Annotated in this window: 18 protein-coding genes; 13 read left to right on the top strand and 5 right to left on the bottom strand. The window is 48.6% G+C overall.

Annotated elements, in window-relative coordinates; genetic code table 11:
- Positions 1 to 46: 46 nt before the first annotated feature.
- From FA954_RS09655 to FA954_RS09605, 11 genes are all read left to right on the top strand, one after another.
- Positions 47 to 1,783, top strand: a complete 1,737-nt coding sequence (locus tag FA954_RS09655; RefSeq protein ID WP_037993565.1) for an ABC1 kinase family protein — start codon at positions 47 to 49, stop codon at positions 1,781 to 1,783.
- A 25-nt stretch (positions 1,784 to 1,808) separates the two neighbouring features.
- A complete protein-coding gene (locus FA954_RS09650; protein ID WP_231564560.1) occupies positions 1,809 to 2,141 on the top strand; it encodes a hypothetical protein in 333 nt (110 codons plus the stop codon).
- Positions 2,142 to 2,193: 52 nt separating this feature from the next.
- Complete coding sequence (locus FA954_RS09645) at positions 2,194 to 3,126, top strand: NAD(P)H-dependent flavin oxidoreductase (RefSeq protein ID WP_037993563.1); 933 nt, start codon at positions 2,194 to 2,196, stop codon at positions 3,124 to 3,126.
- A gap of 420 nt (positions 3,127 to 3,546) precedes the next feature.
- Positions 3,547 to 4,845 carry a trigger factor gene (gene tig, locus FA954_RS09640; RefSeq protein ID WP_037993561.1) on the top strand — a complete coding sequence of 433 codons (1,299 nt, stop codon included), beginning with the start codon at positions 3,547 to 3,549 and terminating at the stop codon, positions 4,843 to 4,845.
- Positions 4,846 to 4,924: 79 nt separating this feature from the next.
- The gene (gene clpP / locus FA954_RS09635) at positions 4,925 to 5,509 is read left to right on the top strand and encodes an ATP-dependent Clp endopeptidase proteolytic subunit ClpP (RefSeq protein WP_037993559.1); all 585 of its coding nucleotides are present in this window, start codon (positions 4,925 to 4,927) and stop codon (positions 5,507 to 5,509) included.
- Positions 5,510 to 5,526: 17 nt separating this feature from the next.
- Positions 5,527 to 6,792 carry an ATP-dependent protease ATP-binding subunit ClpX gene (clpX, locus tag FA954_RS09630; protein ID WP_037993558.1) on the top strand — a complete coding sequence of 422 codons (1,266 nt, stop codon included), beginning with the start codon at positions 5,527 to 5,529 and terminating at the stop codon, positions 6,790 to 6,792.
- Between the two features lie 172 nt (positions 6,793 to 6,964).
- Positions 6,965 to 8,083 carry a lipid II:glycine glycyltransferase FemX gene (locus FA954_RS09625; protein ID WP_231564566.1) on the top strand — a complete coding sequence of 373 codons (1,119 nt, stop codon included), beginning with the start codon at positions 6,965 to 6,967 and terminating at the stop codon, positions 8,081 to 8,083.
- 122 nt (positions 8,084 to 8,205) lie between these two features.
- Entirely contained in the window at positions 8,206 to 9,867 is a 1,662-nt protein-coding gene (gene lonB / locus FA954_RS09620) for an ATP-dependent protease LonB (RefSeq protein WP_037993553.1), read from the top strand.
- A gap of 142 nt (positions 9,868 to 10,009) precedes the next feature.
- Positions 10,010 to 12,358 (top strand): endopeptidase La, encoded by a 2,349-nt coding sequence (lon, locus tag FA954_RS09615; protein WP_037993552.1) that lies wholly within the window; start codon positions 10,010 to 10,012, stop codon positions 12,356 to 12,358.
- Complete coding sequence (yihA, locus tag FA954_RS09610; RefSeq protein WP_037993550.1) at positions 12,339 to 12,935, top strand: ribosome biogenesis GTP-binding protein YihA/YsxC; 597 nt, start codon at positions 12,339 to 12,341, stop codon at positions 12,933 to 12,935. Before lon ends, yihA begins: the two co-directional genes overlap by 20 nt.
- A 20-nt stretch (positions 12,936 to 12,955) precedes the next feature.
- Complete coding sequence (locus FA954_RS09605; RefSeq protein ID WP_037993549.1) at positions 12,956 to 14,053, top strand: D-alanine--D-alanine ligase; 1,098 nt, start codon at positions 12,956 to 12,958, stop codon at positions 14,051 to 14,053.
- Between the two features lie 44 nt (positions 14,054 to 14,097).
- On the opposite strand, the gene map is transcribed toward FA954_RS09605, so the two are convergent.
- The 5 genes from map to FA954_RS09580 all read right to left on the bottom strand — a co-directional run bounded on the left by map (position 14,098) and on the right by FA954_RS09580 (position 18,486).
- Complete coding sequence (gene map / locus FA954_RS09600) at positions 14,098 to 14,865, bottom strand: type I methionyl aminopeptidase (RefSeq protein ID WP_037993546.1); 768 nt, start codon at positions 14,863 to 14,865, stop codon at positions 14,098 to 14,100.
- A 304-nt stretch (positions 14,866 to 15,169) separates the two neighbouring features.
- Positions 15,170 to 15,640, bottom strand: coding sequence for a hypothetical protein (locus tag FA954_RS09595; RefSeq protein WP_037993544.1), 471 nt, complete (start codon positions 15,638 to 15,640; stop codon positions 15,170 to 15,172).
- A 184-nt stretch (positions 15,641 to 15,824) separates the two neighbouring features.
- Complete coding sequence (locus tag FA954_RS09590; protein ID WP_049719894.1) at positions 15,825 to 16,670, bottom strand: ABC transporter permease; 846 nt, start codon at positions 16,668 to 16,670, stop codon at positions 15,825 to 15,827.
- Entirely contained in the window at positions 16,667 to 17,440 is a 774-nt protein-coding gene (locus tag FA954_RS09585; protein WP_037993542.1) for an ABC transporter ATP-binding protein, read from the bottom strand. The genes FA954_RS09590 and FA954_RS09585 overlap by 4 nt, the downstream gene beginning before the upstream one ends.
- A complete protein-coding gene (locus tag FA954_RS09580) occupies positions 17,437 to 18,486 on the bottom strand; it encodes an ABC transporter substrate-binding protein (protein ID WP_121874000.1) in 1,050 nt (349 codons plus the stop codon). Before FA954_RS09580 ends, FA954_RS09585 begins: the two co-directional genes overlap by 4 nt.
- 171 nt (positions 18,487 to 18,657) lie before the next feature.
- Between FA954_RS09580 and hemA the strand changes: the two genes are divergently transcribed.
- On the top strand, positions 18,658 to 20,004 hold the full coding sequence (gene hemA / locus FA954_RS09575) for a glutamyl-tRNA reductase (protein WP_138615044.1): 1,347 nt from the start codon (positions 18,658 to 18,660) through the stop codon (positions 20,002 to 20,004).
- Positions 20,005 to 20,018: 14 nt separating this feature from the next.
- A complete protein-coding gene (locus FA954_RS09570; RefSeq protein WP_121874001.1) occupies positions 20,019 to 20,840 on the top strand; it encodes a cytochrome C assembly family protein in 822 nt (273 codons plus the stop codon).
- Positions 20,841 to 20,856: the final 16 nt, after the last annotated feature.

Here is a 20,856-nt window from a genome sequence, read left to right as displayed (position 1 = left end):
ATCAGGCGGACCCGGTGTCCGCCTGTCTTAATCTTTGGAAGGGGGGATGGGTGTGTCCGTCGTGTCGGCGAAAGAGGTTTCGGATTTGGAGTTGGATCAGGCGAGGCGGGAAATTCTTGAAATGCGTTTGAAAATCACGAGAAGTCAACGGTATCGCACCATTGCCGGAATCTTTGCCAAGCACGGGTTGCTTCACTTGTTGGAAGACCGCGGGTTGTTCCGGCTGTTTTTTAAAAAGCGGACCCGGGAAGAAGAAGAAAAACTGCACCGGTTCGGACGCCGGCTGCGGATGGTTTTTGAGGAACTGGGTCCCACTTTTATCAAACTGGGACAAGTTCTTGTTTCCCGGCAGGAAATCATTCCCGAGCCGGTGACGACGGAACTTTCGGAGTTGTTAAACGAAGTTCCTCCCATGCCTTTCCGCTATATGGCCGCGGTGATGGAAGACGGGCTTCCGGAAGGATTAAAGGAGTTTGAGTGGATTGACCCGGAACCGGTCGGATCCGCTTCATTGGCCCAAGTGTACCGTGCACAATTAAAGGATGGACGGGTTTGTGCCGTCAAAGTGGTCCGCCCCATCGTGGACAAACTGTTTGAAATCGATATTTCCATCATCCAAAAATTTGCCGGCCGGTTGCAAAAAAGGCTCCCTCCCCCATACGCAGCTTCAGTGGATTTAAACGGGTTGGTCCGTGATTATTACAGCAGTTCGACCAACGAACTGGACATGCTGGCCGAAGCCCGGACCATGAAAGAGCACCGGGAGATGATGAAGGATTTTGAGACCATTTCCGTCCCCGAAGTGTACAAGGTTTCAAAAAATGTCCTGGTGATGGAGTATGTGGACGGTTGGAATCTCAAAGAATTTCCGGTGGATTTTCTCACGTTTGAAGAACGGTTTATGCGGATGGTCGATTTGGCCCATTATTATGTCAAAACGTTTTCCGAAGGATATTATCATGGTGATCCGCACGGTTCCAACATCATGATCGATAAGCACACGAAAAAGGCGTATGTGATTGACTGGGGAATGGTTGGGCGGGTGGATTCCCTCCATACCGAAGCCATTTTCCGCATGTTGCTTCACACCCGCTTGAATCAGGCGGAAGATGCGGCGGAAGCCGTTTTGGATATTATCCAACCGACGCCTTACACCGATCCGATCCGCTTAAAAGATCAGTTGCGTTCCCATTTTGTGCACTATGTGAACAGTGATCAGGCGGGCAAATACAATTGGGGGAATCTCTTGATCCAGGCGATTGTGATCGGGGTGAAAAACCATTGCCGCATTCCCAATGCCATGGCTTTGTGGGCAAAAGGATTCACGGCCGCAGAAGGGACGGCACGGTGGTTGTGCCCGGAAATCAGTTACCACACGGTTGTGGAATCGGCCGATGTGCAAATCTTGAAAAGCTGGTTGTCGCGGAGGTTTAACTACCGGGCCAATGCCAGTTGGATCAGTGAAGTGGCGAAGCTGACCGGCACTTTGCCGCGCAGGCTGAACAAAATCCTGGAGCGGCTTGCGTGGAATGACTGGAAAGTGGTGGTGGAAAACCGGACCGATGATCATTTGGTCCGGCAAATGAACAAGATGGTCAACCGGATGGCGTTGGCTTGGCTGGCAAGCGGCTTATTCGTGGGATCGGCAGTTTTTCTTGCTTTTGGAAATGAATGGATGCAGTCAGTCCAGTCGATCAAATGGTTGATGCAAGGAATGCTGTGGGGGGCATCGGCGCTGAGTGTTTACCTGTTATGGAGAGTGTTCCGTTCCAAAAGAGCTTGACGGGATGACGGGAAGGGGGATGGCGTTGAAAGAGCGCAAAATGACCATGGAAGAGCGAATCGAAGCTTTCTTCCGGCAATCCGGCGGCCCAAACAACAGCAAAATCGAAAAGCTCTTGGATGAACATTTGCGAAACGGAAAAGACCACGGAATGCCGGGAAGGAAAGAAACGTTTGAGGATGCGGTCATCTGGACGGTTATGCATGATCCCAGCCTGTTGCTCTTGTTTGAGCGGATTCAAAAGTGGAGGACGGGGCGTTCAGAAAAGCAACAACAGCTTTTACAGTTGGAAGAAAAGATCAAAAACTTGGAAACGGAAATTAAAAAATTGACAGAAAAAATAAAACCTTACGTTTAGGCTGAAAATATTTTCAGATTCGGGTAAGATGTAGAAGAGGAGGCGATGAAACATGCCAAACTTGGAACAATTAACTTTGCCTGTGGTTGCAGCGCCGATGTTTCTGGTATCCGGCCCGGAATTGGTGATCGAGTGTTGCAAAGCCGGAATCGTCGGTTCATTTCCTTTGTTAAATGCAAGGACGTCCGAAGATTTGGATGTTTGGATGAAAAAAATTACGGAATCCATCGAAGAATTGGAAAAAAACCAAACCGTGGCCCCTTGGGCGGTCAACCTGGTGGTGCACCGGACCAACCGGAGATATGAGGAAGATTTGAAAGCGATCCAAAAATACAAGCCGCCCATTGTGATCACGTCCCTCGGCAATCCGGCGCCCGTGGTGGATGTTGTGCACGAATACGGCGGATTGGTGTTTTCGGATGTGAGCACTTTGCCTCATGCCAAAAAAGCCGCGTCTGCCGGTGTTGACGGATTGATTCTGGTTTGTTCCGGCGCAGGGGGGCATGGCGGGACGATCAACCCGTTTGCGTTCATTGGTGAAGTGCGCAAATTTTGGAACGGAAAGACGATTCTGGCCGGAAGTATTTCCAACGGCCGCGATATCCTGGCAGCCAAAGTAATGGGAGCGGATCTCGCTTACATGGGGACGCGTTTCATTCCGACGGTTGAAAGTTTGGCCAGTGAAGATTACAAAAACATGCTGATTGAGTCAGACTTGGATGATATCATCTACACCGACGCATTCAGCGGTGTCAATGCCAACTATTTGAAACCGAGCATCGAAAGAGCCGGTTTGGATCCGGAGCACTTGGAGAAAAAGGGAACCGTCGATTTCTCCAAAATGAATGAAACCGGTCCCAAAGCATGGAAAGACATTTGGTCGGCCGGCCACGGAGTGGGTCAGATCCGGAAAGTCCAAACCGTTCAGGAAGTGGTGGCGGAGCTGAAGCGGGAATACGAGGAAGCGGTTGGAAAAATCTCTTAAAAAGAAAGGGAATGTGGCTCTTTTCACAAGAGCCACCTGATGTATTTTATGTCCGGGCCGACCCGGATAACCGCGGGGGTTGTCGTTCATTCGATGCCATCCGGGCTGTCCGGCATTTTTTGTCCCGGGATCACGGATAAAAAGAGGAAATGGAAAAGATGAAACGAATATTTATAGTTAATTGTTGATCTTCTTTACAAGATGAGATCACATGGTTTAACATAGTGGCTGTTGGTATGGGATACATAATGATGAATAGTAAGTTCCCCGGGTTCATAGGGGCTTTTTTCCTGTTCATGGATGTTTATTGAAAAGTTGCTTTACTGTGTTATAATGAAGTGGTTATTGCGGGGAGCGATACTAGTGAATCGGACTGATCATACCATATGATAGATTTGTGATGCAGGAGGTAACTGTGTAATGAAGGCAAGCTGGGAAAAAACAGAAAAAAACAAAGGTATCCTTACGGTCGAAACAGATGAGCAATCGGTTCAAGACGCACTGGATCAAGCGTTTAAAAAAGTGGTCAAACAAGTGAATGTCCCCGGATTCCGCAAAGGGAAAGTGCCGCGTGCCATTTTCGAAAAGCGGTTTGGTGTCGAAGTGTTGTATCAGGACGCCCTCGATATCCTGCTGCCCAAAGCTTATGAAGAAGCTGTGGAAGAAACGGGAATCGTGCCGGTGGACCGTCCGGAAATCGACATTGAGCAACTGGAAAAAGGCAAATCGTTGATCTTCAAGGCGACGGTGACCGTAAAGCCGGAAGTGGAACTCGGCGAGTATAAAGGTTTGGAAGTGGAAGTGGACGAAGAAAAATTCGCCGTGAAACCCGAAGATGTGGAAAAAGAACTCGAACGCATGCAAAAACAACAAGGTCAATTGGAACCGGTGGAAGAAGGAGCCGTGGAAAAAGGCGACCGTGTGATCATTGACTTTGAAGGATTTGTCGACGGAGAACCTTTTGAAGGCGGTAAAGCGGAACAATACACGCTGGAAGTCGGTTCCGGAACGTTTATCCCCGGTTTTGAAGACCAGCTGATCGGCATGAAAGCCGGAGAAGAAAAAGAAATTCAAGTCACCTTCCCGGAAGAATACCATGTTGAAGATTTGAAAGGAAAACCGGCTACATTCAAAGTGAAACTTCATGAAATTAAACGCATGAACCTGCCGGAGCTGGATGACGAATTTGCTCAAGATGTCAGCGAGTTTGACACGCTGGAAGAATTGAAAGCCGACATCGAGAAAAACATGAAAGAAAAAGCGGAAAAAGACAAAGAAAACTTCATCCGCAATGAGCTGGTGGAAAAAGCGGCGCAAAATGCAACGGTGGAAATTCCGGAAGTGATGATTGAAAACGAAACGGAAAACATGTTGCGCCAATTTGAACAACGCTTGATGTATCAAGGCTTGAACCTGGAAACCTATGCGCAATTCACCGGCCAGGATCAAGAAGCGTTAAAAGACCAGTTCAAAGAAGATGCGGAAAAACGCGTTCGCGCTGATCTCGTTTTGGAAGCCATTGCCAAAGAAGAGCAAATTGAAGTCAAAGATGAAGAAGTAGAAGAAGAAATCAAACAAATGGCTGAGGAAATGGGCCGCGAAGCGGATGAAGTTCGCCGCATTCTGGAAAATCAAGGTGCCCTTGATTCCGTGAAGGATCAACTTCGCATGAAGAAAACGATCGATCTACTTGTATCGAACAGTAAAAATAAGGCATAATGATGATAGGAGATGAAGTGAGGCACGTGAAAACGTGCCTTGTTTTTCAAATTTTTCACTCCGAAATGAGGTGTTTTTAATGCCTTTGGTGCCAATGGTGGTAGAACAGACCAATCGGGGAGAGCGCTCCTACGATATCTATTCCAGACTGTTGAAAGACCGCATTATCTTTTTGGGAGGCCCCATCGATGATAATGTGGCCAATTTGGTTGTTGCCCAATTGCTGTTTTTGAGTGCGGAAGACCCGGAAAAAGACATTTATTTGTACATAAATTCACCAGGTGGTTCCGTAACCGCCGGAATGGCGATTTACGACACCATGAATCATGTTCAGCCGCAAGTCTCCACCATTTGCGTCGGCCTTGCCGCCAGCATGGGAGCCTTTTTGCTGGCCGCCGGTGCGAAAGGGAAACGCTTGGCGCTGCCAAACAGCGAAGTGATGATTCACCAACCGTTGGGAGGCGCCCGGGGACAAGCGACAGACATAAAAATTCATGCAGACTGGATCCTGAAGACCAAAGAGAGAATCAACCGGATCTTGTCTGAAAGAACGGGGCAACCGATTGACAAGATCGCCCGGGACACGGACCGCGATTATTTCATGAGTGCCGAAGAGGCCAAGGAATACGGCATCGTGGATCAGGTGATGGCCACCAATCGTTGAAAGGGGTGAGAGAGAAGATGTTCAAGTTCAATGAAGAAAAAGGACAATTGAAATGTTCTTTCTGTGGAAAATCCCAGGATCAGGTGCGCAAGCTGGTTGCCGGACCTGGTGTATATATCTGTGACGAATGCATTGAATTGTGCAATGAAATCGTGGAAGAAGAATTGGGCAATGAAGAAGAAATTGATTTGCAAAACTTGCCCAAACCACAGGAGATCTGCTCCATTCTGGAGGAATACGTCATTGGTCAGGAAGAAGCGAAGAAAGCATTGTCCGTTGCGGTTTACAACCACTACAAACGGATCAATTCTTCGCAGAAATCCGATGATGTTGAACTGCAAAAAAGCAACATCATGATGGTGGGGCCGACGGGGAGCGGGAAAACCCTCCTTGCCCAAACATTGGCCCGCATCCTGAATGTCCCGTTTGCGATTGCGGACGCGACGTCGCTGACGGAAGCGGGTTATGTCGGGGAAGACGTGGAAAACATCCTGCTCAAATTGATCCAAGCGGCGGATTACGATATTGAAAAAGCGGAACGCGGAATCATCTACATTGATGAAATCGACAAAGTCGCCCGCAAATCTGAAAATCCGTCGATCACCCGTGACGTGTCCGGTGAGGGTGTCCAACAGGCGTTGCTGAAGATTTTGGAAGGAACCGTTGCCAGTGTGCCACCGCAAGGAGGGCGCAAACACCCGCATCAGGAGTTCATCCAAATTGACACCAGCAACATCTTGTTTATTTGCGGGGGCGCTTTTGACGGATTGGAAACGATCATTAAACGGCGGATCGGCAAGAAAGTGATCGGTTTTGGAATGGATCAGCAAAACGTCAACATGAAACCGGGCGAATATCTGAAGCTGGTGTTGCCTGAAGACCTCTTGAAGTTTGGTCTCATTCCGGAATTTGTGGGAAGGCTTCCGGTCATTTCTACATTGGAACCGCTCGATGAGCAAGCGCTGGTGCGCATCTTGCTCGAGCCCAAAAATGCACTGGTGAAACAGTACAAAAAACTGTTGGAAATGGACAATGTCGAATTGTCCTTTGAACAAGACGCGCTGGAGGCCATTGCCAAAGAGGCCATCAAGCGCAAAACGGGTGCCCGGGGACTCAGGGCGATCATCGAGTCCATCATGTTGGATGTCATGTTTGAATTGCCTTCGCGCGATGATATCGTCAAATGTGTCATCACCAAGGACACGGTGGTGCAAGGAGGAAGCCCGAAACTCTATACCCGTGAAGGGCGCGTCATTACGACAAAAAAAGAAGAATCTGCTTGAGGAACAATGGGATTTGGGCATCTGCTGAAGAAATAGCAGATGCTTTTTTCTATGGTTCATGATATGTTAAAATGTAGTAGTTTCTGATCGAATTAGAAGCAGTTCTACGTTGCGGGTAGAGCTGCTTTTTCGATTAACAAAGGGGTGAGGAAATTTGTTACAAATCGTTTCAGTGGAGCGAGAAAAATTTCTGGATTTCGTTGAGACACAACCTTACAGAAATTTCTTACAGTACCCGTCTTGGGCGGACTTGAAATCCGAATGGAAATGGATACATGAATTTTTGGGATGGGTGACAAAAGACGGCAAATTGGTGGGCGGAGCTGTTGTATTATACAGGAAGGTACCCGGATTAAATAAATATTTGGCATACATACCCCGAGGACCGATGATCGATTGGTTTTCAAGTTATTCCCTGACCGACTGGTTCCATCCTTTGTTTCACCATTTGAAAAACCGTAATGTATTCTCCGTGAAAATGGATCCGCCGCTTGTCAGCAAAAAGTGGTCTGCGAACCGGATTTCCCAAGCTGTTCAGGAATTTAAATCCCATGGATTGAAAAATAAACGTTTGACCGACATTTTGCCGGATCAGGTCTTTAATGCGGTGGAGTATGTAAAACAGGAACTGGTGGAGATGGGATGGAGACAAAACGGCGGAGAAGACAGTTTCGACACCGTGCAACCACAGTTTGTCTTTCGCCTGAACATGAAAGGAAAATCGTTGGAACAGATTTTTTCGGGTTTCCATCCGGACTGGCAACAAAGGATCCGGGAAGCGGAAAACAGCGGAGTGCATGTCAACTTGGGAACTGAAAACGATTTGCCGGAGTTTCACAAGTTGCTCTCGTTGACGGCCAAAAGGGAACAATCCAATGTCCGCGATGTTTCTTATTTTGAAAAAATGTTTGAAACATTGATATTGGAAAATCCTTACCGGATCCGGCTTTATTTGGCACGAAAAGACAATCAGTTGTTAAGCGCCTCGCTGGCTGTGAGAGTGGACGGGCATACATGGGATTTGTACAATGCACGGCGTAGTGATTCGTACGAGGATCCGTCCGCGTACTTGTTGCGTTGGAAGATGATTCAGGATGCTTACCGGCATGGCGACACCATTTTTGATTTCCGGGGAATTTCCACGGTTTTGGATGAAAACAACCGGTTATTTGAGTTGCTGCAATTTAAAATGGGCTTTGGCGGAGAAGCCTGTCAATTTATGGGAGAGTGGGATTACCCGGTCATCCCGATGCTGCACTGGGCTTTTGACATGTACATGAAAAGTCGTTGATGCAAAGGTTTTGGTGCTTTTTGGCTATTGCAAAAGCATGAGTATCCCTTTCCTCCTGCGGTCATAATACAGAAAAAGCGGACGATGTCTGTCCAAATTGCAGGGAGGAAAGGAAGGGGCCTATGAGCTGGACTTCTTTACTTATGTTTTTACAAGTGTTTTTCTCCATCATTATCGGGATTTATTTCTGGAGTTTGTTAAAAAGCCAACAATCCAGCCGCAGTGCGGTGAATAAAGAATCACGGAAAGAATTGGAAAGGCTCCGGTCGATGCGCGAGGTCTCTTTGACCGAACCCCTGGCGGAAAAAACCAGGCCGGCCAAACTGGAGGACATTGTCGGACAAGAAGAGGGCATTCGTTCGTTAAAGGCGGCGTTGTGCGGGCCGAATCCACAGCATGTCCTGATTTACGGGCCGCCCGGAGTCGGGAAAACCGCGGCTGCGCGCTTGATTTTAGAGGAGGCGAAAAAGAACCGTTTCTCTCCCTTTAATGAAAAATCCAAGTTCATTGAAATCGATGCGACCACGGCCCGCTTTGATGAACGGGGCATTGCCGATCCTTTGATCGGCTCCGTGCATGATCCGATTTATCAGGGAGCCGGAGCCATGGGAGTCGCCGGGGTTCCCCAACCCAAACCGGGAGCGGTGACCAAGGCGCATGGCGGGGTGTTGTTTATTGATGAAATCGGGGAATTGCATCCCGTGCAAATGAACAAACTGTTAAAAGTGTTGGAAGACCGCAAGGTGTTTTTGGAAAGTGCCTACTACAATGAAGAAGACACCAATACCCCCCGGCATATTCATGACATTTTCCAAAACGGTTTGCCGGCTGATTTTCGCCTCATTGGTGCAACCACACGACCTCCTGAAGAAATTCCTCCGGCCATCCGGTCACGCTGCATGGAGATTTTTTTTCGACCGCTGTTGGCGCATGAAATCGAGAAAATTGCCACCGACGCCTTGAAGAGGATTCATTTTGATTACAGCCCGGAAGCCGTTCAGGTGATCATGCGTTATGCGATGAACGGGCGCGATGCGGTGAATATTGTCCAAACCGCAGTGGGCGTGGCATTGAGTGAACAGCGCAACCGGGTGGAAGCCCGTGACGTGGAATGGGTTGTAAACAGCAGCCAGTTAAATCCGCGGCCGGAATTGAAAATGCCGGAAAAAGCACAAGTGGGGCTCGTCACCGGATTGGCCGTTCTCGGACCGCACATGGGGGCGACTTTGGAAATTGAAGTGTCGGCAACCCGCGCAGCAAAAGATCAAGGAACCGTCCGGATTACAGGAGTGGTTGAAGAAGAGGAAATGGCCAACCGGCAGCGGACACTGCGGCGGAAAAGCATGGCCCGGGGTTCGGTGGAAAATGTGATGACGGTTCTGCGAAAAATGAGGTTGCAACCGGATGATTACCATTTGCACATCAATTTTCCCGGTGGTGTGCCGGTGGATGGCCCTTCAGCGGGAATCGCCATGGCAACGGCAATTTATTCCGCCATTCAAGGCATTCCGATGGACCCCAAAATGGCCATGACCGGAGAATTAAGCATTCACGGATATGTGAAGCCCGTGGGAGGCATCATTGCCAAAGTGGAAGCCGCCAAGCAGGCAGGAGCCGAGAGAGTGTTGATTCCCAAAGAAAACATGCAGTCGATTTTTATGCAGTTGGAAGGGATTGAAGTCATTCCTGTTGAACGCATTGAGACGGTTTTTGAACTTGCTTTTGGCCGGGAAAAATCCGTGGAGATGCCGGTTCTCTTTTCACCCACTTCTGCTCCGGTATAATAAGGAATGCAGAATGTTTTTGTCCGGCTGCGGGCGGCTTCCGGCGGTTGCCCTCGTGTCGTAGACAAAAGAGAATGAATAAGATAAAATCGTACAAAGCTGGCATCCTGTTCCTTGTGTTGACAGCAACGGAGGTGCATGTATGGCTGTAAAAGAAGGGGAACAACATGTATTGCCTCTTTTGCCATTGAGAGGTTTGGTTGTATTTCCCACCATGGTTTTACATTTGGATGTAGGAAGAGAAAAGTCGGTTCAAGCATTGGAAAAGGCAATGGTGGACGACCAAAATTTGATTTTGCTTGCAACGCAAAAGGAGCTTCAAATAGAGGAACCCACCGAAGACGATATCTACCGGACCGGTACGATTGCAAAGGTTCGTCAAATGTTGAAGCTGCCAAACGGCACCATCCGGGTGCTTGTGGAAGGTTTGAAAAGGGCAAGCATCATTGAATACATGGATGATGAAGATTGTTACATCGTCCGGTATGAAGAATTGGCAGAAGAAGAAGAAGACGGCCTGGATACGGAGGCTCTGATGCGCGCTGTGTTGGAGCATTTTGAACAATACCTGCGCTTGTCCAAAAAGCTTTCGCCGGAAACGTATTCGGTCGTGGCGGATATTGATGAACCGGGACGGCTGGCGGATATCATCGCATCGCATCTTCCGCTGAAGATTGCAGATAAGCAAACGATTGTGGAAACGTTGAACGTTCAAGCACGTCTCGAGAAATTGTTGTCACTCATCCATAATGAAAAAGAAGTTCTGGAGTTGGAGAAAAAGATCAACTCCCGGGTCAAAAAACAGATGGAAAAAACGCAGAAAGAATATTATCTGCGTGAGCAAATGAAAGCCATTCAAAAGGAACTGGGAGAAAAAGAAGGGCGCATGGGCGAAGTGGAAGAATTGAGGCAAAAACTGTCCGAGCTAAAAGCGCCTGAAGAGATCAAAGAAAAGATTGACAAGGAAATTGACCGTTTGGAAAAAATCCCGACCAGTTCCGCTGAAGGCGGTGTGGTTCGCAATTATATTGATTGGTTATTGGATTTGCCGTGGCTTCATGAAACCGAAGACGATCTCAGCCTGGAGAAAGCAGAAAAAGTGCTGGACGAGGACCATTACGGATTGGAAAAAGTAAAGGAACGGGTGCTTGAGTACCTGGCTGTGCAGCAAATTGTCAAGAAAATGAAAGGCCCCATTCTTTGTCTGGCCGGCCCGCCGGGAGTCGGAAAAACTTCCTTGGCACGTTCCATTGCCCGTGCGCTGGGACGGAATTTTGTCCGTGTCTCATTGGGAGGCGTGCGGGATGAGGCGGAGATTCGCGGACATCGCCGCACTTATGTCGGTGCCATGCCGGGCAGGATCATTCAGGGAATGAAACAAGCACAAAGCACCAATCCGGTCTTTTTGCTGGATGAGATTGACAAGATGTCCATGGATTTCAGAGGTGATCCGGCTTCCGCGCTCTTGGAAGTCTTGGATCCGAACCAAAACCAGGCATTCAGCGATCACTACATCGAGATTCCGTATGATTTGTCCAAAGTGATGTTTATCACCACGGCCAATGTGATCCACAATATTCCCCGTCCGTTGCTTGACCGGATGGAGGTCTTATACATTTCGGGCTATACAGAAATTGAAAAAGAGCATATCGCCAAAGACCATCTGTTCCCCAAACAGTTAAAAGAACACGGATTGACCAAAGAAAACATGCAAATCCAGTCGGGGGCATTGTTGAAATTGATCCGCAACTACACGCGGGAAGCCGGCGTCCGGAATCTGGAAAGAACGATCGGAACCTTGTGTCGGAAAGCGGCCAAACAAATTGTCTCCGGCAAGAAAAAGAAAGTGGTCATTACATCCAATAATTTGGAAAAATATTTGGGACCGGAGCGTTTCCGTTACGGACGGGCGGAAGAAAAGGATCAGGTCGGGATTGCGACCGGCCTGGCTTGGACGGAAGCGGGCGGGGACACGTTGTCCGTGGAAGTCTCCTTGTTGCCCGGAAACGGAAAGCTCACATTGACGGGGAAATTGGGAGACGTGATGAAAGAATCGGCCCAAGCCGCATTCAGTTACATCCGTTCCCGCGCCAAGGAATTGAACATTGATCCGTCTTTCCATGAGAAACATGACATTCATATCCACGTTCCGGAAGGAGCCATTCCCAAAGACGGCCCTTCAGCCGGAATTACCATGGCCACCGCTTTGGTTTCCGCATTGACCGGAATTCCGGTTTCCCGTTTTGTGGCGATGACCGGGGAAATCACCTTGCGCGGACGGGTGCTGCCCATTGGCGGATTGAAGGAAAAATCGTTAAGTGCCCACCGGGCGGGCATCAAACATGTGTTGATCCCCAAGGACAATGAAAAAGATCTCCAAGACATTCCCAAAAGCGTGCGGAAAGAATTGGAGTTTACCGCGGTGGAGCACATGGATGAAGTGTTGCGGTTGGCGTTAGTGAGGGATCCTTATGCTGGTGAAGAAAGCTGAGTTTGTGATCAGTGCGGTGAAACCGGATCAATACCCCGATGACGCCCTGCCGGAGATTGCTCTGGCCGGGCGTTCCAATGTGGGTAAATCATCGCTCATCAATTGTCTGATCAGAAGAAAAAATCTGGCGCGTACCAGTTCGAAACCTGGGAAAACCCAAACCATCAATTTTTACCGGATCAATGACCTTTTTTATTTTGCGGATGTTCCCGGATACGGATTTGCGCGCGTTCCGAAAGCGATGAAAAAACAGTGGGGAAAAATGATGGAAACTTATTTGCTGAAACGGGAACCGCTCAAGGCGGTGATCCAAGTGGTTGATTTGCGACACCCACCCTCGAAAGATGATCAGAATATGTACGAGTTTTTAACGTATTATTCCATCCCGACATGGGTCGTGGCCACCAAGGCAGATAAAGTTCCGAAGGGAAAATGGCAAAAGCATGCCAAGATCATCAGGGAAACTTTGAATATGGAAAAAGAAGATCCGTTCCTTCTCTTTTCCGCGCAAACTGCATATGGTAAAGAGCGGTTGTGGAACTTGATTGAGGAACAAGTGAACGCAAATCAGGATTAGACGGAAGAAAGGGTGGGAGAATGGAGAAAAAAGTTCGTGTTGCGGTTTTGTTCGGAGGAAGATCCGGGGAGCATGAAGTCTCTTTAAATTCGGCCGCATCCGTGATCCAGGCGATTGACCGGGACAAATACGAAGTGATTCCCGTTTGGATTTCGCATGAAGGACAATGGCATTTCGGGGAAAAAGCGATTCCCGCCATTGCCGGCACGCTTGAAAAAGAAGTTTGCGAGCAATTGCAAAACCATCTGCCGGCGCTTGTGTCCAAAGGAAGCGGAACCTTGCCTGCGTTTGCCCCGCATGAAGTGGATGTGGTGTTTCCTGTTTTGCACGGCACATACGGTGAAGACGGGACCATTCAGGGCATGTTGGAAGTGGCACAGATTCCTTATGTCGGAGCCGGGGTGTTGGCATCGGCTGTCGGCATGGATAAAGTGTTGGCGAAGAAAGTGTTTGAACAAGAGGGTCTTCCGCAAGGCAAATATGTTTATTTCTTGAAGTCAGAGCTTGAGAAAGACATCGAGAGCGTGATCGAAAAAGTGGAACAAGCGCTTGGCTATCCCTGCTTTGTCAAACCGGCCAATCTGGGTTCCAGTGTGGGGATTTCCAAGGCAAAAGACCGTGAAGCATTGACGGAGGCTTTGCAGTTGGCTGCCCAATATGACCGGAAGGTGATTGTGGAAGAGTTTATTCCCGCGCATGAGGTGGAAGTGGCCGTGTTGGGAAATGATGAACCGCAAGCTTCCATGCCGGGGGAAATCGTATCTTCCAATGAATTTTATGATTATAAAGCCAAGTATATTGACGGGAAATCCGTGATGCGGATTCCGGCCGAACTTCCGGAAGAGACAACCGGCAAGGTCCGGCAACTGGCGATTCAGGCATACAAAGCCATTGATTGCAGCGGCCTGGCGCGGGTGGACTTTTTCATCCGCAAAGACAACGGCCGAGTGTTGATCAATGAGATTAACACCATGCCGGGCTTTACGCCTTACAGCATGTATCCGAAATTGTGGGAGCATTCGGGGGTTTCTTATCCGGAATTAATTTCCAAACTGATTGAGTTGGCACTTCAGCGTTATGAGGAAAAATCCAATTTGAAAACTGTTTTTGACCTTTAAGCAAAAAAGGGCTGTCGCGATCCGCACAGCCCTTTTTCTTTCGCTTAAAAATCAAAGGTTTCATCCGGTTGCCGGGTCAGGATGAGCGGCCCGTCTTTGGTGATTGCCACGGTGTGTTCGTATTGCGCCGACAAACTTCCGTCCACTGTTTTGGCCGTCCATCCGTCCTCCATGATTTTGACCAAATGGTTACCCAAGTTCAGCATGGGTTCAATCGTGATCACCATTCCTTCTTTTAATTCGGCCCCCTGGCCGGGCGGGCCGAAATGGGGAACTTCGGGGAGTTCATGAATGCGCCGGCCGATCCCGTGTCCGATAAACGAACGGACCACCGACATTCCGTTTTCCTCGGCATAAGACTGGATGGCATGGGAAATGTCCCCGATCCGGTTGCCGGGTTTGGCTTGTTCAATGCCTTTATATAATGCGGCTTTGGTGACGGTTAATAAGTTTCGGGCCGCTTCGGAAATCTCCCCCACTGCATAAGACCAAGCCGAGTCGGCCAACCAGCCGTCCAGGTTGACGACCATATCAATGCAAACAATGTCTCCTTCTTTCAGCGGTGTTTTCCGGGGAAAACCGTGGCACACCTCATCGTTGACCGAAGCACAGGTGGCATAAGGATAGCCCATGTATCCTTTTTGTTCCGGGGTGGCCCCGTGTTGCTTCAAAAACTGTTCCACCCATTCGTCAATCTCAAGTGTTGTCACTCCCGGCTGAATCCGTTTCTTCAAGTGCTGATGACATTGGGCAAGAAGTTTTCCCGCTTCATGCATTTTACGGATTTCCCGGGGGCTTTTTAATGAAATCATCCCGCGATCTCTCCCTTGTTTTCTTCATCGGAATGTGTACCGTTTTTCACCATTAAGTTATTCACAAACCATTGAGGGATTGCAATTCCCATAAGAAAGGGGCGGTTTCACAGACCGGTTTCAGCAAGAAAACCACCGGCATCCCCGGTTGTCCCATCCTCATGCACCGGGGCCGGTGGATTTGGCCGGCGATGATTCATCATGCCCTTCCCATTTCCGGTAAACGGTCCGCCGGGAATCTCCGGTTGACCTGATGAAGACCGGGTTTCCGGAACGTTTGTCCAACGTCGCTTGCATGACCGGATTATTTTTTGGAGATAAAAACCAGTCCCAAGATCACGATCAAGACGGGCCAATAAGCATGAAAGACCGAAGTGATCGGGGAAACCAAAGGAAGTTCGGTGATGCCCGGGTATGCAAAAATTCCCGTCAATATCAAAATCACCCCGACCAAAGCCGTGATTTTGCTTTTATTAATGGTAAATTGCAACAAAACGACCAATCCGAAAAGAGCAACCAATATGCTCCAATGTTTGGGCCAGCCGTTGACGTATTTCAATCCCCAGGCCGTGACACTGATGGTGGCGGCGAAACCGGCCCATAAGGTCAACGTGCTGATTTTCTTCAAGATTCCGACATAAAGCAAAAGGACACTGAACAAGAATATGAGAAACGGCCAAGTGATCAAGGAAGCAAGAGAAGTGAGATCGGTTTGGACAAGCAGAAGGATGATTCCGACCAGTGTGATGATAAAACCGATAATCTTTGTTTGCATAACCCCTTCTCCCTTTGTCAATAAGTAGAATTTTCCTTTTACATCTTATCACAATTTCAGCAGGAGCAAGGTACAGATTTATCGATCCGGCCGGTTTTATCCTGCCGGCCGTGAAGAAAAAATGAAGAAAGGGTTGGGAAGCAGAAAACGGCTGAATAAAAGCGGGACAAAACATACGCTTTGGTTAGCCGTTTTGCTGCTGTCCTTTAGAAACGAGCCGTTTTTCAATGATCGCGATCAACTGATACATGATGGTGGCGATGACCGCCACGATCATCAGGCTTAACATCACAAGATGCAGATTAAACACTTGGAAACCGTAAATCATCAAGTAACCGAGTCCCTGTTTGGAGACCAAAAACTCGCCGACGATGACCCCCACCCATGACAACCCGACATTGACCTTCAAGGCGGCAATCATATCGGGAATGGCGGCGGGAAAGATGATCTTCCAAAAGATTTGGCTGCGGCTGGCCCCAAACGAACGGGCCAAAATGAGATAACTGGAATCCACACTTTGAAAACTGGTGTAAATGACGATGGTCGTAATGATCACGGTGATGGCGATTCCCATGGCCAGAATGGAGATGAAGCCGGAACCAAACGAAACAATGAACAGGGGGCCGAGCGACACTTTCGGCATGCTGTTTAAAACGACCAGATAGGGGTCCAGAACACGGGATAAAAACGGCGAAGCCCATATAATGGTGGCCAGGATGACCCCGGATAGGGTGCCGATCAAAAAGCCGGCGATGGTTTCCATCGATGTGATTGCGATATGGGCATATAATTCCCCGGAACGGGCCAATTCGGCCGCTTGCTTCATCATGAGCGAAGGACTGCTGAATAAAAAGGAGTCAATCCAACCGGCCCGGGCCCCCCATTCCCATGCAAAGACAAAACCGACCAGGATCAGGAAGCGCAAGAACCAAACCCCGATTTGCCGGAGCCGCAACCGGCGCAGGAAATCGGCATGTGAGGGGCTCTTGGCCCCCTTGGTCAACCACTTTTTCCATGAAAAGAAGCTCATGGTTGTTCCACCTCCTGCCACAACTGTTCAAACAGCCGGCGAAAAACAGGATGGCTGCGGGATTTGAGCGCAGACAAAGCGCGGATTTCTTCCGGAACGACCATCGTTTTTTGAATGGTTCCGGGACGTCCGCCCATCACCAATATCCGGTCGCCCACCGCCAGGGCTTCTTCCAGGTCATGGGTCACAAGGACAGCAGTTTTCTTGTGTCGTTTCATGACATCCATCAACAAGTCTTCCAAAGCGATTTTGTTTTGAATATCCAGAGCCGAAAAGGGTTCATCCAACAGCAGGATTTCCGGATTGACGGCTAATGTGCGGACCAGCGCCACCCGTTGCCGCATGCCGCCGGACAATTGGGACGGATATTGATGGGATGTATGTTCCAGACCCATTTGTTTGAGCAGATGAAGGGCGTACTCAATGCGCTCGGGCGTGTTTTGTTTCCGGAATTCCAAGCCCAAAATCATGTTTTTGAGGACGGTGCGCCATTCCAGCAATCCGTCCTTTTGCAGCATGTAACCGGTGTATTTGGCTGCATGGGTTTTCCCTTCTTTGCCGAACAACCGAATTTGCCCCGACGTCTGTTTGTAAATGCCGGCCAGAAGCGAGAGGATAGTGCTTTTTCCGCACCCGCTGGGACCGACTAAAACCAGGGTTTCTCCTTGTTCGACGGTGAAATTGATGTCCCGGATGGCGGTGACTTCTTCTTCTTTGCTGAAGAAGGTATGCGTCACGTTCTGAAACTGGATGGCCGGTGTGGGTTTCATGGTGTCCCCCCTTTGAGTTCATCCACAATTTTTTGGCTGATGTGAGGATCGATCAGTTGTTCATAAGGGACGTTTTTGGGCAATTCGCCGGCTTGGGACATAATCCGGAGGAAATGCCCGTATTCATCCGGATCGATGACGGGATTGTCTGCATAAGAATCCTGATCTTTATAGCGTTTGATTACACGAATCAAGATGGAGCGGTCGGTATCGGGAAAATAACTTTGGATGGCGGAGGCAATTTCTTCGGGGGAGTGGTTCTTCACCCAGATTTGTCCTTTGTACACGGCCCGGACAAATTTTTGGGCAATATCCGGATTTTCGCGGAGCCACTTCTCTTTCGCCAAGTAACAGGTGTAGGGGAGACGGCCGCTTTCTTTTCCAAACGATGCGACGATGTATCCTTTGCCTTCGGCTTCGATTTTGGAAGCAACGGGTTCAAACAGTTGGGCAAAATCGCCGGTTCCGGCCAAAAACGCATTTCCCAAATTTTGATAATCGACATTTTGGATGATTCGCACATCTTGATGGGGGATCAATTGATTTTTCCGTTGTACATATTCACTGACCATTTCCGGCATGCCGCCCCGCCGTTGCCCCAACAACGATTGGCCTTTTAACATTTGCCAATCAAATTGCGGGACGGGTTTGCGGGATACCAAAAACGATCCGTCGGTTTGGGTGAGTTGTGCAAAGGCTTTGACCGTATCGGAACGGGAACGGGCGGTGACATAGATGCCGGCTTCCACGCCGACCAGAACGATATCGGATTCCCCGGCCAGGAGGGTGGTCATGGTTTTGTCCCCGCCGTTTCCGTTGACCAGTTCAACCGACAATCCTTCTTGTTCGAAAAAGCCTTGGCTTAAGGCCACATACTGCGGTGCGTAAAAGATGGAATGAGTCACCTCGACCAGCCGGATGTTGGATTTATTGTCAGAGGAAGATGTGCATGCCGTTGACAAAAAGACAAGAGAAAGAACGAGCAGGATACTAGGAAGCCGCTTGACAGACCTTTTCAAGTCGATCACCTCATTTAAATTAGGCATGGATCTATATTTCCATTATATAATAAGATTGCCAATATTTGTTCAATGGGATTCCGGTGGCTTCAAAATGTGTTCACACCCGTTTTTCCGGGGATTACAACAGTATGTTATAATGAAGTTTGATTCATCGCAGATTTGTGCCCAGTGTTGGGATTCGAGGTGAAGAGCAACATGCATATACTGACCATTGGACTGAATCACGAGACAGCTCCGGTTGAATTGAGGGAAAGGCTTGCCTTTTCGGAAGACCGCTTGGATTATGCTTTAAGAACGTTGCGGGATATGAAAAGCATTATGGAATGCGTGATCTTGAGCACTTGTAACCGTATGGAGCTTTATGTGGTTTGTGACCAGCTCCACACCGGTGAATATTACGCCAAAACTTTTATTGAGAACTGGTTTCGTATCCCCAAAGAAGAGTTTTGCGATTACCTTTATGTGAAAAAGAACGAAGATGCCGTCCGGCATTTGTTTCATGTCGTTTGCGGCATGAATTCCTTGGTGCTGGGCGAAACCCAAATCCTGGGACAGGTGAAACAAGCCTTTTTCACAGCGATGGAAAGCAAAACAACCGGAACGTTATTCAATACATTGTTTAAACAGGCCGTCACGTTTGGAAAACGCGTTCATTCAGAAACCGAGATCGGACAAAATGCCATATCCGTCAGTTATGTTGCTGTGGAATTGGGCAAGAAAATGTTTGACTCCTTTGAGGATAAAACGATTCTTTTGGTCGGTGCGGGGGAAATGAGCGAATTGACGGCGAAACATTTTTATTCCAACGGGGCAAAGCGTGTACAAGTTGTCAACCGGACCTTTTCGAAAGCGGAGGAGCTGGCCGGAAAGTTTCACGGGGAAGCAAGGCCATGGGAAGATTTGATTGCTTGCCTGAAAGAAGCGGATATCGTGGTCAGTTCCACCGGAGCCAAGGAGCCGGTCTTGACCCGTTCCATGGTGGAACCGGTTTTAAAAAGCCGCCGGTCCCCGCTTTTCTTGATCGATATCGCCGTGCCCCGGGACATCGAACCGTCCATTGCCGGGCTGGAGTCCGTGTTTTTATATGACATTGATGATTTACGTGAAATTGCTGAATCCAACATGTCCCTCAGGCAGAAAGAAGCCGAAAAAATCAAGGGCTGGATTGAGGAAGAGGTTCGGGAATTTAACACATGGCTGGACACTTTGGGTGTGGTTCCCCTGATCTCGGCGCTCAGGGAAAAAGCGCTGTCCATTCAGGAAGATGCCGTGAACAAAATCGAACGGAAGTTGCCGGAGATGACCGAGCGGGAAAAACGGGTCATTCGCAAACATACCAAGAGCATTGTGAACCAAATGATGCGTGATCCGATTGTCCGCCTGAAGGAACTGGCCACCACGCCACAAAAAGAAGCAGCACAGGAAATGTTTGTTTATTTGTTTGCTTTGGAAGAGCTTTTAAAACAGGAAGATGAGGAAGAACCGGCCAAAGTGGAAGTGAAAAATCCAGCGCTTGGTCAAGAGGCTTGGGCCCGCATTTAAAGGAGGAAACCTTGATGTTTGCGGAGCGTTGGATTTATGACTTCATCATTTATTTATATGCGTTCAGCATCTTGTTTTCTTTTGCTGATCTGTTGCACCGAAACAGGCGCTCCGAGAAGATATCGTATTTGTTCTTGGGGATTGTATGGTTGATCCAAACGGCAGTTTTCATCCTGGTGGTTCTTAACTGGTGGCCCAAACAACTGCCGTTTTGGATTGATGCTTTTTTTATTTACTCATGGATTTTGGTCAGTTTTACACTGGTAATGCATCTGGTCTATCGCATGCCGGTTTATTATTTCCTGGCCAATCTGATGGGGTTTGTCGTTTTGGTGTTGAATCTGTTTTTTGTTCGTCATCAATCCGCAGCTTTTGAATATTTGTTGTTGACGGAGCTGGTTTTCATTCATGTGACCATCGCAATGATGTCCTATGCCGCATTTTCGCTGGCCTGTATCAGCGGAGGGCTTTATCTGGTCAGCAATCATTTGCTGAAAGAGAAAAAGTGGAATCGTTTGTTGCGCATCTTGCCCAGCTTGGACCGGTTGGAGTCATTTTCCGTTTGGTCGGTTGTCGCCGGTGCCGTTTTCTTGCTAATTTCCGTGTTATTAGGTATCATTTATGGTTACCAAACGGTTGGCAACCGGCTTTGGTTGGATCCGAAATTATGGGGAACGTTTTGGGTAATGATTTTGTACGGCTGGATCATCTGGCAATGGACGCGCACCCGGTTGACCGGCCGGCGCCTGGCTTGGTGGAGTTCGCTTTCTTTTTTATCCATCTTGCTGAATTATTTCATTACCCGGACAGGTGTTTCCTTTCATCAATGGTTCTGAGAGCGGAAGGAGCACG

It is taken from the genome of Thermoactinomyces vulgaris, from assembly GCF_005886755.1.
Taxonomy (GTDB): Bacteria; Bacillota; Bacilli; order Thermoactinomycetales; family Thermoactinomycetaceae; genus Thermoactinomyces; species Thermoactinomyces vulgaris.
This window is presented reverse-complemented; position numbering and strand designations above follow the sequence as displayed.